Source organism: Pseudomonas sp. MEJ086 (genome assembly GCF_030209025.1).
GTDB classification, from domain to species: domain Bacteria; phylum Pseudomonadota; class Gammaproteobacteria; order Pseudomonadales; family Pseudomonadaceae; genus Aquipseudomonas; species Aquipseudomonas fulva_A.
Window position 1 is genome coordinate 1 of the sequence record NZ_JARVSV010000011.1, and the last position, 14,838, is coordinate 14,838.

Consider the following 14,838-nt stretch of genomic DNA (forward strand, 5'->3'; position numbering starts at 1 on the left):
GATCGCGAGGCATTGCCGGAGCGCACTTTCGAAGCACCCCAGGGCGAACTGGAAATCACCCTGGCGGCGATCTGGTGCGAATTGCTGCAGGTCGAGCGGGTAGGGCGGCACGACCATTTCTTCGAACTGGGTGGCCATTCGATGCTGGCGGTGACGCTGATCGCCCGTCTGCGTACCCTGGGCCTGGCAGCGAACGTGCGGGCGTTGTTCGCTCAGCCGACCCTGGCGGCGCTGGCCACGAACCTTGGTCAGGGCGCCGAACAGGCCACGTTGCCGGAAAACCGTATCCTTGCCGGTTGCCAGCGCATCACGCCTGACATGCTGACCCTGGTGAAGCTGGAACAGCCGAGCATCGAGCGGATCGTCGCCGCCATTCCTGGCGGTGCAGGCAATGTGCAGGACATCTATCCGCTAGGGCCCTTGCAGGCTGGCATCTTCTACCACTACCTGTCGCGCCCCGACGACGACCCCTATCGCTTGCAGGCGCGCTTCGCATTTGCCGACCGTTCGCGCTTGCAGGCCTTCTGCCAAGCGCTGCGACAGGTGATTGCCCGCCACGACGCGCTGCGTACCTCGCTGTTCTGGGAGGGGCTCGAGGCGCCAGTGCAGGTGGTCTGGCGGCATGCCGAACTGGTACCGCAGGAAGTGGCGCCGACTGAGCTGGACGACCTCGAAGCGCTGGCCCTCGAGCGGGCTCCGCTGCTTGGGCTGGCCTATGCCGAAGACCCGGACAACGGGCGCATTCTCGCTGTGCTGTCGTTCCATCACCTGATCATGGATCACCTCGGCCTGGAGGTGCTGGGCCAGGAGCTGCACGCCTTGCTGCTGGATCAGGGCGCTTCTCTGGCTGACCCGGTGCCTTATCGCAACTATATCGCCCAGACCCTGGCCGGGGCGGGGCAGCCAGCCCACGAGGCGTTCTTCCGCGAGCAACTGGGCGACATCGACGAACCGACCCTGCCTTACGGGGCTGCGGCGCTGCACAGCAGTCGTGCGCTGGGCGAGGCCCGTCAGCGTCTCGATGCGGCGCTGTGCAAGCGCATCCGCGAGCAGGTGCGCGCCTCGGGCGTGAGCCCGGCGAGCTTGATGCACCTGGCCTGGGCGCAGGTACTGGGGCAGTTGTCCGGGCGTGACACGGTGGTATTCGGCACCGTGCTGCTGGGCCGCCTGCAAGGCGGCGAGGGCATCGAACGCACCCTGGGCGTGTTCATCAATACCCTGCCGCTACGCATCGACCTGGCCGGGCAATCCGTGCAAGAGGCGCTCGTGCAGACCCATCGGCGTCTCACCGGCCTGCTGGACCACGAACATGCCCCGCTGGCATTGGCACAACGGGCCAGTGCCCTGCCAGCCGGTGCGCCACTGTTCAACGCCTTGCTCAACTACCGGCACAGCGCGCGGCAGGAGGGCGCAGGCGAGGCCTGGCAGGGTATCGAGCTGCTCCAGGCAACGGAGCGCAGCAGTTACCCGCTGACCCTCAGCGTCGACGACCTGGGCGAGGCCTTCGAGGTGACCGCACTGACTGCCAATGGTATCGATGCGCGGCGGGTATGCCGTTATCTGGTTTGCGCCGTGCAGCAACTGTCACTGGCCCTGGAGCAGGGCGCCACGCAGGCTCTGCACAGCCTCAGCATATTGCCCGAGAGCGAGCGCAACGAATTGCTGGAGGTCTTCAATGAACCGGGGGCGCTGTCGGCCAAGCCCTGGACCGTCCACCAGCGCATCGAGCGCCAGGCGCTTGAACGGCCAGGCGCCGTCGCCGCCGCGGTTGGCGAGCAGGCGCTGAGCTATGCCGAGTTGAACGCTCAGGCCAACGGCCTGGCTCACCGCCTGATCGCGCTCGGCGTGCGCCCGGACGACCGCGTGGCAGTGGTCGCCCGTCGCGGCCTGGACACCCTGGTGGGGCTGCTGGCGGTGCTCAAGGCCGGTGCCGGTTACGTGCCGGTGGACCCGGCGCACCCGGACGAACGCATCGCCTACCTGTTGAGCGACAGCGCCCCCGTGGCGGTGCTCAGCCAGCAGGGTCTGATCGAGCGTCTGCCAGCACTGGAGACTCCTGTCGTACTGCTCGACCAGCCGAGCTGGAGCGCCCGCGAGGACAACCCGCAGGTGCCGGGGCTGAATGCCCGTCACCTGGCCTACGTGATCTACACCTCCGGCTCCAGCGGCCAGCCGAAAGGCGTGATGGTCGAGCACCAGAGCCTCAACAACCTGGTGGACTGGCATTGCCAGGCCTTCGACCTGAAGGCTGGCAGCCACACCGCCAGCGTCGCCGGCTTCGGCTTCGACGCCATGGCCTGGGAAGTCTGGCCAGCGCTGTGCGCGGGGGCGACCCTGCACCTGCCGCCAGCGCACATCGGCAACGAACAGCTCGACGCCTTGCTCGACTGGTGGCAGGCGCAGCCGCTGCAGGTGGCCTTCCTGCCCACCCCGGTGGCCGAGTACGCGTTCAGTCGCGAGCTGCGTCACCCGACGCTGCGCACCCTGCTGATCGGCGGTGACCGGCTGCGCCAGTTCCCCCGTGATCCCGGTTTTGCGGTGGTCAACAACTACGGGCCCACCGAGGCCACGGTGGTGGCCAGCTCCGGAGTGATGGCGCCTGGTGGCGTGCTGCACATCGGCAAGCCGGTGTTCCATGCGCGCCTGTATGTGCTCGATGCGCGTTGTCAGCCTGTCCCGGTCGGCGTTCCGGGCGAGCTGTACATCGGCGGTGCGGGGGTGGCGCGGGGTTACCTGAACCGCGCGGAACTGACCGCCGAGCGCTTCCTCGCCGACCCGTTCGTCACGCAGCCTGACGCGCGGATGTACCGCAGCGGCGACCTGGTGCGCTGGCTGGATGACGGCACCCTGGATTACCTGGGACGCAACGACGATCAGGTGAAGATCCGTGGCGTGCGTATCGAGCTGGGCGAAATCGAGCAGCACCTGGCGCAGTGCCCCGGTATCGGTGAGGCCGTAGTCGTGACCCAGCAGATGGAGGACGACGCGGTGCGCCTGGTCGCCTACTTCACCCGTCGTGACCCGGCGCTGGAGGGCTCGGCGATTCGCAGCCACCTGTTGGAGCGCCTGCCGGAATACATGGTGCCAGCGTTCTACATGGGCCTGGACGCCATGCCGCTGACCCAGAACGGCAAGGTCGACCGTCGCGCACTGCCCGAGTTGGCTGCGGGCAACGCGACAACCGGTGGCTACGAGGCACCGGGCAGCGCACTCGAACAGCGTCTGGCCGAGCTCTGGACGCAAGTGCTGGAGGTCGGCCCGGTCGGTCGTCGCGACAACTTCTTCGAACTGGGCGGGCACTCGCTGTCGGCCATCCGTCTGGTCAGCCTGATGCAGGACGCTGGGCTGCCAGTGACCCTGGCCGAGTTGTTCCAGCGGCCTGATATCGCGGCGCTGGCCGAACTGCTGCAACAGCGCCCGGCCGCGGTGTCGGTGCGTGAGCTGATCGAGGTACGGGCTGGCGGTGACGAGCCGGCGCTGTTCCTGTTCCACGACTTCACCGGCTTGGACGCCTATTTTCCGGTGCTGGGTCAGCATCTGGGCGGTGAGTTTCCTATCTACGGCCTGCCGGGCATCGCCCTGGGCGCCCCGCAGCTGAACACCATCGAATGCCTGGCCGCGCGGTTCATCGAGTTGATGCGTAGCGTGCAGCCCAGGGGCCCGTATCGCGTCGCCGGCTGGTCGTTCGGTGGCGTGCTGGCCTACGAGGTCGCCAGCCAACTGGCTGGCATGGACGAAGAGGTCGGCTTCGTTGGCCTGATCGACAGCTACATTCCGCGCCTGACCGATCAGGGCAAGGCGCGCTGGCAGGGGCCGGATGCGCTGCAGCGCCATCTGCTCGCCCATTGCCAGGCGCACTGGCAGGCCCAGGGCGAGACGGGGGCCGCTGCCCAGGTACGCCTGGCGGCCTGGCAGGCCAGAGCGGTGCTGCCTGCTTTCGATGAGCTGCTGCAGGCGTGTCGCCACGAGCAACTGCTCTACGACGAGCTGGCTCAGGCCAGCGACCGGGATCTGCGGCATTTCCTGGCGCGCGAAGTGGCCCACGGATATGCCCTGGCCCATTACCAACTGCAACCACTCGCTCTGCCCGTACACCTGTTCTGTGCCGAGCAGCGCGAGCAGGCTCCGGCGCAGGCCAGCGTCTGCAACGGCTGGGAAACGGTACTGCCTGCGCCGTACCTTCAGCGTTTGAGCGTGCCGGGGGATCACATGAGCCTGATGCGTGCGCCCCACGTCGCAGTGCTCGCCCAGGTGCTGGGCGACGCGCTGCGCGGCGCATCGCAGCAACGGCCCGATAGCGAGCCCCATGCGACGCTGTTGGCGATCCAGAGTGGCAAGGCCGAACGCACCCCGCTGTTCTGCGTGCCCGGCGCCGGTGACAGCGTGACCAGCTTCATCGGCCTGGCCGAGGCACTGGGCGGCGACTGGCCGATCCATGGCCTGCAAGCGCGAGGACTGGACGGACGCAGCCTGCCGCACAGCCGGGTGGAAGCTGCCGCTCGCCATTACCTGGCGGCGCTGGAGGCCCACTACCCGCAGGGGCCGCTGCATCTGGTGGGGCACTCGTTCGGCGGTTGGGTCGCCCATGCCCTGGCCTGCCAGTTGGAGGCCAAGGGCCGGCAGGTCAGTTCGCTGACGCTGATCGACAGCGAAGCGCCGGACGACGATGCCCGCTACAGCAAGGCCTACACCAGCACGGCGGTACTGGAACGCCTGATCGAAGCGTTGCAGCTGTCCAGCGGCAAGTCCCTGGGCCTGTGTACGCAGGCGTTCGCCAGCCATGACGACGGTACGCAGATGCGTCTACTGGAAGAGGCCATGGTCGGGGTCGGTCTGTTGCCGTCCCGATTCGCTGCCCAGGCTCTGCAGGGCATCGTGCGTACCTTCGGCAGTGCCCTGCGTAGCGCCTATCGGCCACAGCCTGGCGGTTACGGCGGCGCGGTGAACCTGGTTCAGGTGGCCGACCCGAGCCTCGATGCGCTGGCGAATCGCCTCGCGCAGGCGGGCGCCGCAGCCGCCTGGGGGCAGTTGCTGCCACAGCTGAGCCTGTGGCACGGCCCGGGTGACCATTTCAGCATCCTCAAGGCCCCGGATGCTTACAGCCTCGCCGCCTGGTGGTACGAGACGCAAGCCAGCGGTATCGAGGAGGCCCTGTCATGACCGGGTGAGTCCGGGCTGGGCAAATGAGCGGACGGCCTGCCCATGCCCTGCGCCGAATCCAGCGCAGGGCGAGGGTGGCCGCTATCGAGAATCTGACGTCGCCCGCGCCTGTTCGGGCGATGTCCTCACATGGCTGTGAAGGAATCATGAGCAAATCGAGAATGCGTCGTATGGGGTGGCTGGGGGCATTGCTGCTGGCAGGGTGCGTTGGGCTGTACGCCATCGGCTCACCTGCCAAGCCGCCGAGTTACATCAGTGCCGAGGTGAGCCGTGGCGATATCGAGGATGCCGTGCTGGCCACCGGAACACTGGAGGGCGTCAGGCAGGTGGATGTGGGCGCCCAGGTTTCCGGGCAGTTGATGTCGCTCAAGGTGAAACTGGGCGACAAGGTGCAAAAGGGCCAGTGGCTGGCCCAGATAGACCCGCTGGTCTTGCGCAATACCCTGCGTCAGGCTGAGGTCGACGAGGAGCAACTGCAGGCCGAACGGCGTTCGACCCTGGCGCAGGTGAAACAGGCCAAGCGACTGTACGAGCGCTATCGGCAACTGCAGGCTGACCAGGCCGTGTCGCGCCAGGATTTCGAGAAGGCCGAGTCCGATTACGACGTGCTCGAGGCCAACCTCGGATCGCTCGACGCGAAGATCAAGAGCGCGCAGGTGCAGATCGATACCGCCAAGGTGAACCTCGGCTACGCGCGCATCGTCGCGCCCATCGATGGCGAGGTGGTGGGCATCGTGACTCAGGAAGGTCAGACGGTGATCGCCCAGCAAATGGTGCCGGTGCTGCTCAAGCTCGCTAACCTGGACAACATGACCATCAAGGCCCAGGTATCGGAAGCCGATGTCATCCACATCAACCCGGGGCAGCCGTTGTATTTCACCATCCTGGGCGAAGACAAGCGCTATTACGCCACCTTGCGCGGCACCGAACCGGCTCCCCAGGACTACCTGGAAACCGAGAACAACACCTCGGCGCGAAAGAACGCGGCGGTTTTCTACAACGCGCTGTTCGACGTTCCCAACCCCGATCAGCGTCTGCGTATCGGCATGACCGCCCAGGTGCGCATCGTCCTCGACACCTCCAGCAATGCCTTGAACGTGCCGGTCGCGGCGCTCGGAGCCAGCACCGGCGACGGTACCCACACCGTCCGGGTGCTGGATGCCCAGGGCTTCGCGCAGCCACGCCAGGTCACCATCGGCATCAACAACAAGGTCCAGGTCGAGATCCTGAGTGGGCTCGAGGAGGGCGAGCGCGTGGTGATCGCCGATCCACAGGCGATCGTGGCCGGGAGCTGAGCATGAACCAGAAGGTCGATCTGCTGCCGCTCGAAAACCCTCCGGTGGACGCCGGCATACCGCTGCTGCGGCTCAGGAACCTGAGTCGACGCTTCATGGCCGGTGACCGTGAATTCAACGCGCTGCGCGGTATCGATCTGGATATTCATGCCGGTGAACTGGTGGCGATCATCGGTGCCTCCGGCTCGGGCAAGTCGACCCTGATGAACATTCTCGGTTGCCTGGACCACGCCAGCGCAGGCAGCTATCAGGTCAAGGGGCAGGAGACGCGCTCGCTCGACGATGACGTCCTGGCGGCACTGCGCCGCGACCACTTCGGCTTCATCTTTCAGCGCTACCACCTGCTGCCCCATCTGGACGCGGTTCGCAACGTGGAAATCCCGGCCGTCTATGCCGGTACGCCGCAGGTGGCACGGGACCAGCGCGCCGAGGCGCTGCTGACCCGGCTGGGGCTGGGTGGCCATCTGGAGCACCGGCCGAGCCAGCTTTCCGGCGGCCAGCAACAACGGGTGAGCATCGCCAGAGCGCTGATGAACGGCGGTCAGGTGATACTCGCCGATGAGCCTACCGGTGCGCTGGACAGCGCCAGCGGGCGTGAGGTGATGAGCATCCTGCGCGAGCTGCACGCTGCCGGGCACACGGTGATACTGGTCACCCACGACCCGAAGATCGCCGAGCACGCCGAGCGGGTGATCGAGGTCAGTGACGGGCAGATCGTCAGCGACCGGCGCCATGCTCCCGGCGTTCGCGAGGCGCCGCTGCAGCAGATCCAGGCAGCGCCCCGGCGCGGCTGGGTCGCGAGCCTGGGGCTGTTTCGCGAAGCCTTCGCCATGGCCTGGATAGCGCTGATCTCGCATCGCATGCGCACCTTGCTGACCATGCTGGGGATCATCATCGGCATCACCTCCGTGGTGTCGATCTCTGCCATCGGTGAAGGCGCCAAGCGCTACGTGCTGAAGGACATCCAGGCCATCGGCAGCAACACCATCGATATCTATGCGGGCAGCAACTTCGGCGATAGCCGGGCCAAGTCGATCGAGACGCTGCTGCCCGCCGACGTCACGGCGCTCAATCAACTGTATTACGTCGACAGCGCTACACCGGTGGTGGGCCGCAGCATGCTGTTGCGTTACCGCAATCTGGACGTCGACGCCCAGCTCAATGGAGTCAGCAGCCGCTACTTCCAGGTGCGCAACCTGCGGCTCGCCGCCGGTATCAGCTTCAGCGACGAGGATGCCCGACGCCAGGCTCAGGTCGTGGTGCTCGACCACAACACCGCGCAGCGTCTGTTCGGCGCCGATGTGAACCCACTCGGCCAGGTGATTCTGGTCGGCCAACTGCCGTGCACGGTGATCGGTGTCACCGCCGACCAGAAGAACCTGTTCATCGCCGGCAACACCCTCAATTTCTGGATGCCCTACGAGACGGCTGCCGGGCGCGTACTGGGCCAGCGGCACCTGGACAGTATCAGTGTACGGGTCAAGGACGGCATGCCCAGCAAGGCAGTGGAGGAACGCATCAACGCGCTGATGCTGCAGCGCCACGGCACCAAGGACTTCTTCACCAATAACCTGGACAGCGTGATGCAGACCGTGGACAAGACCAGCCGCTCGCTGACCCTGCTGCTGTCGTTGATCGCGGTGATCTCGCTTGTGGTCGGCGGCATCGGCGTGATGAACATCATGCTGGTTTCGGTGACCGAGCGTACCCGGGAGATCGGCATCCGCATGGCCGTGGGGGCGAGGCAGTCGGACATTCGTCAGCAGTTTCTGGTGGAGGCGATCATGGTCTGCCTGATCGGCGGGGTCATAGGCATCGCCTTGTCCTACGGGATCGGCTATCTGTTCACGCTGTTCTTCAGGCAATGGGAAATGGTGTTTTCCCCCCTGTCAGTGATAACGGCGTTCGCCTGCTCGACGCTGATCGGCGTGCTGTTCGGTTTCGTGCCAGCACGCAATGCCTCCAGGCTCGATCCGATCAACGCCCTGGCCCGTGACTGATGCCGTTGGCCAGCGCAGGCAAGGGGCATCAATTGGCCGATGCCATGTCCTCGGGCGAGTCGTACAGCCAGCGCATCAGGGCATTTCGGCCGCTTATTCCCAACTTGGCCGTGGCCCTGCGCATGTAGCTGCCGACGGTATTGACCGTGAGTGTCAGTTGCTCGGCCTGTTGCGGCACGGTGTGACCGGCAAGCAGGCCAAGACAAACCTGCTGCTCGCGCTCGGAAAGCTTCATGCCGGTTTCACGCAGGCGCTCTCGAAAGCGGTATTCGATGCTCGTTGAAATGTCGACGCGGCGTCGGTGGGCTTGCAGGTGCTGTTCGAGCAACGAAAAAAGCAGCGGCGCCAGGTGCTTCAACTGAGTGCTCTCCTGCTCGCTGAACATTGGCGCCTTGCGCAACAGCACGATGCGATGCCGGAAGTTCTCGGTGGTTTCTTCCAGGCAGAGCTTAGAGGCGTCATCGGCCGCCGATTCACCGCAATTGGAGGTGATTACATCGTCCAGCGACTGCGCCGACTCGATGGCCGAGGGGAGGGTGGCCTCCGACTGGAAGTGAATCGCATCCACGCTGAGCTTCGCCGCAATCAGGCCGTGAAGGGCAATGGTGAACTGATTGCTGCCAATGGTGGCAATGGTTCTGCCGATTTGCGGAAGTAGCGAATGAGGCATTGGGTATCACCCATAACGTTAGAACGCATATTTACTTTTAGATGATTAAATGACTGTGCGGTCACATTTTTTTGCGACGCATTTGGCAGGATGAAGCCCTGAAGAAATCACTGCGGGAAATAGGGGCTGCGTGCAGATGCGCCTTGGTGAGGATAGCGGCCCATGTGTGACCGAATCATGTTACGCGGCACCTGGAGATGCCTCGACAATACGATAGGACGACCTCTGCGAATCGTTCAGGCGCCTAAAAAACGGGCCATAAACTTGAGCCAGCTCCTGACTCGAGATTTTTCATCTTGACGTAATCCACCGATCTCTTAGGATTCGCCACCATGCCCGCTCATGATGGCAATTTGACAAGGATCGTTGATGAGATATTTCGTTGCGCGCGCGGGCTTGATGTCCTTGCTGCTGGTTTCGATGGTCGGCCACGCACAAAGCCGCGAAGGGCAGTCCGCTACCCGGGCCAGTCTGCTGTCGGTGTACACCCAGGCCGCGCTGAACGACGCGGAGCTGTCGGCTGCACGCCATGAGTATCAGGCGCGTACCGAGGCGACCCCTCAGGCGCGTTCTGGGTTGCTGCCGAGCATCACTGCCGGGATGGTCAGCGAGTCGACCCGGCTGGACAGGGACAAGCCGGAACTGATTCGCTCCCGCAGTGGCACGACACTTCGCGCAAGCCTTACTCAGCCGCTGTTTCGCCTCGATCGCTGGTTCGAGCTCAAGGCTGCCCAGGCCGATGTCGCCCAGGCGGAAATGGAGCTGGCAGCCAAGGAGCAGGCATTGATCCTGAGGGTTGCCGAGGCCTATTTCGAAGTGCTGCGTCAGCTCGATGCCCTTGCTGCCTCCCGTGCGGAAGAGTCGGCCTTGCTGGAGCAGCAGGCACAGGCTCAAGGACGTTTGGAGGGCGGTGTGGCGAGCATCACCGATGTGCTCGACGCACAGGCTGCCTATGACTTGGCAAAGGCGAACAGCAAGGTCTTTCAACGTAACGCCGATGAGGCCTTCGATGTGCTGTTCCGGCTGACCACGCGCGACTATGCCTATATCGATGGCGTAGATCATTCCATGCCGGTAAACCCGCCATTCCCCAATGATGCAGCGGTATGGGTCGACTCGGCCACCAGGCAGAACCTCAACCTGCTCGCGAGCAACCACGCGGTCAGCTTCGCTGAAGAGAAGGTCAGGCAAAGCAAGGCGGGGTTTGCACCCACCGTCGATGTCGTCGCCTCCTACCGAAAAGGAGACAACGACAGCTTCGGCTACAACAACCCATCCGACTTTGGCCGCAGCGACTACCGCGATGACGTGGCGCAAAGCAGCATCGGTATCGAGTTGAACATTCCCCTCTATAGCGGCGGCATGACTCGCTCCCAGGTACGGCAATCGGTGGAGCTTCTGGCGAAGAGCGAGGATGACCGCGAAAACGCCAGGCGCGAGGTCGTTTTCGTGACGAGAAGCTCGCATCGGGCGATCAACGCCGGCGTGGAGCAGGTTGCTGCACGGCTACAGGCCATCAAATCCGGCAGGATGTCCCTGGAGGCTAACGAGGTCGGATTGCGGGTAGGGACTCGCAATATGGCTGATGTGCTGAATGCCCAGCGCCAACTGTATGCGGCTGTTCGTGACTACAACAATTTCCGCTATGACTACATCATCGATAACTTCAAGCTCAAACAGGCTGCGGGGCTCCTGGGTGTTGGTGATCTCGAAGAATTCTCCGGTTATCTGAAGTCGGATTACGATCCTGATCGCGATTTTCTGCCGGCAGCGGGCGCTGGTGGGAATCAGCGTTGATACGCCCTTCGGGCAGCTGGAGACAGGCATCGCGCCAGGCGGAAATCAACAGGGCGACGCCTCTACCCTGGTTCTTTGCAGGCGACGCAGCTGCACTGAAAATTCTGTGATCCAGTTGGTGTTCGGCATCTTGCTCTATTGCGGCGCCTGAGTAGAATCCGCATGAGCTATGGCGCTTCGCCATCCCACATGCACGGATGCACAAATGCTGAACGATTCAGCTGCTCCCGAGCCAGCCCCTGAGCTGGACACAGGCCTTGCCTGCCTGGTCATGTTGGCGCGTTTTCACAACGTTGCCGCTTCCCCTGAACAACTCACCCACGAATACGCCGAAGATGGTCGACTGTTTGGTCGCCCAGAAATCCTGCTGGCTGCGAAAAAGCTCGGCCTTAAAGCGAAGTCCGCACGCAGTTCGCTTTCGCGACTGACGCAGACGCCGCTGCCGGCCATAGCCGTCGACACTGAGGGCCGTTTTTTCATCATCGCGCGGATGGATGAAGGCAAGGCGCTGATCCACGACCCTCGTGCGCAGCGTCCTGAAGTGCTCACCCTGGAAGACCTGGAGGCTCGCTGGACGGGGGATCTGCTGCTGATCCGCTCCGAGGCCTCGATGAGCGGCGAGCTATCGCGCTTCGACTTCACCTGGTTCATTCCGGCGATCGTCAAATACCGCAAGCTGCTCGGGGAGGTGCTGCTCGTCTCCTTCGTGCTGCAGATATTCGCGTTGCTGACGCCACTGTTCTTTCAGGTGGTCATGGACAAGGTACTGGTGCACCGCGGTCTGACCACCCTCGACGTGATTGCCATCGGCCTGCTTGGCATCATGATTTTCGAGACGCTGCTGTCAGGGCTGCGTAGCTATGTTTTCGCCCACACGGCCAGCCGAATCGATGTGGAGCTAGGGTCACGGCTGTTCCGCCATCTGGTCACGCTGCCCTTGTCCTACTTCCAGGCGCGCAGGGTGGGTGACTCGGTCGCCCGGGTTCGCGAGCTGGAGAACATCCGCAGCTTCCTGACCGGTAACGCGATCACGCTCGTGCTGGACGTACTGTTTTCGGTGGTCTTTATCGCCGTGATGTTCATGTACAGCGGCTGGCTGACTCTGGTGGTCATCCTGTCGCTGCCGCTGTACTTCATCGTTTCTCTGCTGATTACGCCGGTACTTCGCGCGCGGCTGAACGAAAGTTTCACCCGAGGTGCGGAGAACCAGGCGTTTCTGGTGGAAACCGTCAACGGTATCGACACACTCAAGTCCATGGCGGTCGAGCCGCAGATCAACCGCAAGTGGGATAACCAGCTCGCCTGTTACGTGGCTGCAAGCTTCAAGACCCAGAACCTGTCGAACCTGGCCAACGAAAGCGTCGGCCTGATTGGCAAGCTGGTGACGGTGGCGACCTTGTGGCTGGGCGCCCGTTTGGTGATCGATGGGCAGCTGAGTGTTGGCCAGTTGATCGCTTTCAACATGCTGGCCGGCCGGGTGTCGCAGCCGATCATGCGCCTCGCTCAACTGTGGACGAACTTCCAGCAGACGGGCGTATCCGTTCAGCGCCTTGGCGATATTCTCAACAGCCGTACGGAAATGTCCCAGGCCTCGCGCAGCGCCTTGCCGCCGCTCAAGGGCGATGTCGAATTCGACCAGGTGCAGTTCCGCTACCGGCCGGATGGTTCCGAAGTGCTGCGTGGAGTCAGCTTGAAGATCCAGGCGGGTGAGGTAATCGGGGTCGTGGGCCGCTCCGGCTCGGGCAAGAGCACGCTGACACGCTTGTTGCAGCGCCTGTATACCCCAGAGCGGGGCCGTGTTCTGGTCGATGGCATGGACCTCGCGTTGGCAGACGTGTCGTCTCTGCGCAGACAGATTGGCGTGGTGCTGCAGGACAATATGCTGTTCGCCCGCAGCATTCGGGAAAACATCGCCCTGACCGATCCCGGCGCGCCTATCGAGGTCGTGATGCAGGCCGCCAAGATGGCGGGGGCCCATGACTTCATCCTCGAGTTGCCGGAAGGCTACGACACCGTCGTCGGTGAGCACGGCGCCTCGCTGTCGGGTGGTCAAAGGCAGCGAGTGGCTATCGCCCGAGCACTGATCGGCAACCCGCGCATCCTGATTTTCGACGAGGCCACCAGTGCCCTCGATTACGAATCCGAGCGGGTCATCCAGCAAAACATGCAGGCCATCTGTAAGGGGCGGACGGTGATCATCATTGCCCACCGGCTTTCTGCCGTGCGCGATGCCAACCGCATCGTGGTCATGGATCGCGGCCAGATCGTGGAGCAGGGCAGTCACTCGGAGTTGCTGACCCACCAGGCGGGGCATTACTCACGTCTGCATCGGTTGCAGCAGGGGGATGTGGCATGAGTACAGAGATAGTCGTGCGCGCAGCATACCCATTGCAATCGGCAAAGGATGACAGCCATGGGTGCTAAACGTGAGTTGATGAGTCGTTATCGCAGCGCCTGGCGGCACTCATGGAGTAACCGTAAGGCGATGGACGCGCCTCCTCGGCTGAATCACGAAATCCAGTTCCTGCCTGCCGCATTGGCTTTACAGGAGAAGCCCGTGCACCCAGCGCCACGTTACATTCAGTGGACGATCATGATTTTCGCGGCGCTCGCTTTGCTCTGGGCCTGTATCGGCAAGATCGATGTCGTGGCCACTGCGACCGGCAAGATCGTGCCGAGCGGCAAGACCAAGGTGATACAGCCCAATGAGGTCGCCGTGGTGAAGGCCATCCATGTGTATGACGGGCAGAAGGTCAAGGCCGGCGAATTGCTCGTTGAACTGGATAGCCAGATAACCACTGCCGATGTCGAGCGACTCGCCAGTGAGCTGCTGGCCGCCCAAGTGGATAGCGCCCGAGCTCGGCTGCTCCTGCAGGCAATAAGCGATAAGACCGAGCCCGCATCGGTTTCCGGCTTTATTCCTGACGCCACTCCCGCGCAGCGAGACAGCCTGCAGCGATGGGTGCAAGGTCAGTATCTCGAACTGCGTGCAGCCCTCGATCAAAGCGATGCCCAGATCGAGCAGCGCGAGGCTGAAATACGCTCTATTCGAGCTTCTATCACTGCACTCAGTAAAACGCTTCCTATCTCCCGTGAGCTGGCAGCCGACTACCGTGGCCTGCTCGATAAGCAATTCGTCGCCAAGCATGCCTACCTGGAAAAAGAGCAGATTCTCCTGAATCAGGAGCGTGAGCTGGCACAGCAAAAAGCGCGCATCAGCGAACTGGAGGCCGCTTTAAAAGCAGCGCAGCAGCAGCGCATGGGGGTGTTAGCCCAGACACGCAGGGCAATGCTGGATCTGCAGAATGATGCGGACGTCCGTGCTGCAAGCCTCACTCAAGAACTGCGGAAGGCTGAGCAACGTAACCGACTCACGCAGCTCACTGCTCCTGTTGATGGGACTGTCCAGCAACTGGCGATCCATACCCAAGGCGGTGTTGTAACTCAGGCCCAGCCGCTGATGGTCATTGTCCCGAGCGATCAGCCGGTGGAAGTTGAGGCGATGCTGGAGAACAAGGACGTCGGTTTCGTACGTCCTGGCCAGGCCGTAGAAGTGAAGGTCGAGACCTTTAACTTCACAAAATACGGCGTGGTAGATGGGACTGTGGTGAGCGTATCCAGTGATGCGATTGAGGACGAGAAGCTAGGTTTGGTTTACAGCACACGGATTCAACTCAAAGACAGCAAAATAGCTGTAGGTGGGCACTTTGTAGAGCTTTCTCCAGGGATGGCCGTCAGGGCAGAGGTTAAAACGCAGAAGCGAAGAGTGATCGACTATTTCTTAAGCCCGCTACAGCAATACGTAGACGAAAGTTTGATAGAGCGTTAGTGAGGTAACATTGAAAGTGGATTACATCGGCCAGCAAAAAAGCGTAGTTTTCAATCGGAGAGGAAATGTTAGTTAAATGGCTTTTTC

Annotated in this window: 7 protein-coding genes; 6 read left to right on the forward strand and 1 reads right to left on the reverse strand. The window is 62.9% G+C overall.

Translation table 11 applies throughout. From position 1 onward, the window contains the following. From QRN22_RS08970 to QRN22_RS08980, 3 genes are all read left to right on the forward strand, one after another. The coding region (locus QRN22_RS08970) for a non-ribosomal peptide synthetase (protein ID WP_285402279.1) at positions 1-5,160 on the forward strand (5,160 nt) is incomplete at its 5' end. Positions 5,161-5,306: 146 nt separating this feature from the next. Further along, a complete protein-coding gene (gene macA / locus QRN22_RS08975) occupies positions 5,307-6,455 on the forward strand; it encodes a macrolide transporter subunit MacA (protein ID WP_042556425.1) in 1,149 nt (382 codons plus the stop codon). A gap of 2 nt (positions 6,456-6,457) precedes the next feature. After that, positions 6,458-8,455 carry a MacB family efflux pump subunit gene (locus QRN22_RS08980; RefSeq protein WP_042556426.1) on the forward strand — a complete coding sequence of 666 codons (1,998 nt, stop codon included), beginning with the start codon at positions 6,458-6,460 and terminating at the stop codon, positions 8,453-8,455. 28 nt (positions 8,456-8,483) lie between these two features. Here the strand turns inward: QRN22_RS08980 and QRN22_RS08985 are convergent, their stop codons facing one another. Continuing rightward, positions 8,484-9,125, reverse strand: coding sequence for a helix-turn-helix transcriptional regulator (locus QRN22_RS08985; protein ID WP_042556427.1), 642 nt, complete (start codon positions 9,123-9,125; stop codon positions 8,484-8,486). A gap of 369 nt (positions 9,126-9,494) precedes the next feature. Here QRN22_RS08985 and QRN22_RS08990 point away from each other — a divergent pair, with 369 nt between their 5' ends. The 3 genes from QRN22_RS08990 (at position 9,495) to QRN22_RS09000 (ending at position 14,751) form a co-directional block, all read left to right on the forward strand. Beyond that, on the forward strand, positions 9,495-10,922 hold the full coding sequence (locus QRN22_RS08990; RefSeq protein WP_419761295.1) for a TolC family outer membrane protein: 1,428 nt from the start codon (positions 9,495-9,497) through the stop codon (positions 10,920-10,922). A gap of 205 nt (positions 10,923-11,127) precedes the next feature. After that, entirely contained in the window at positions 11,128-13,278 is a 2,151-nt protein-coding gene (locus QRN22_RS08995; protein ID WP_042556428.1) for a type I secretion system permease/ATPase, read from the forward strand. 57 nt (positions 13,279-13,335) lie between these two features. After that, positions 13,336-14,751 (forward strand): HlyD family type I secretion periplasmic adaptor subunit, encoded by a 1,416-nt coding sequence (locus QRN22_RS09000; protein ID WP_042556429.1) that lies wholly within the window; start codon positions 13,336-13,338, stop codon positions 14,749-14,751. Positions 14,752-14,838 lie beyond the last annotated feature (87 nt).

What these genes read in the sequence shown, in the direction of transcription:
- macA (WP_042556425.1), top strand. Translation starts at nt 5,307, where the DNA reads ATGAGCAAATCGAGAATGCGTCGTATGGGGTGGCTGGGGGCATTGCTG.
- QRN22_RS08980 (WP_042556426.1), top strand. Translation starts at nt 6,458, where the DNA reads ATGAACCAGAAGGTCGATCTGCTGCCGCTCGAAAACCCTCCGGTGGAC.
- QRN22_RS08985 (WP_042556427.1), bottom strand. Translation starts at nt 9,125, where the DNA reads ATGCCTCATTCGCTACTTCCGCAAATCGGCAGAACCATTGCCACCATT.
- QRN22_RS08990 (WP_419761295.1), top strand. Translation starts at nt 9,495, where the DNA reads ATGAGATATTTCGTTGCGCGCGCGGGCTTGATGTCCTTGCTGCTGGTT.
- QRN22_RS08995 (WP_042556428.1), top strand. Translation starts at nt 11,128, where the DNA reads ATGCTGAACGATTCAGCTGCTCCCGAGCCAGCCCCTGAGCTGGACACA.
- QRN22_RS09000 (WP_042556429.1), top strand. Translation starts at nt 13,336, where the DNA reads ATGGGTGCTAAACGTGAGTTGATGAGTCGTTATCGCAGCGCCTGGCGG.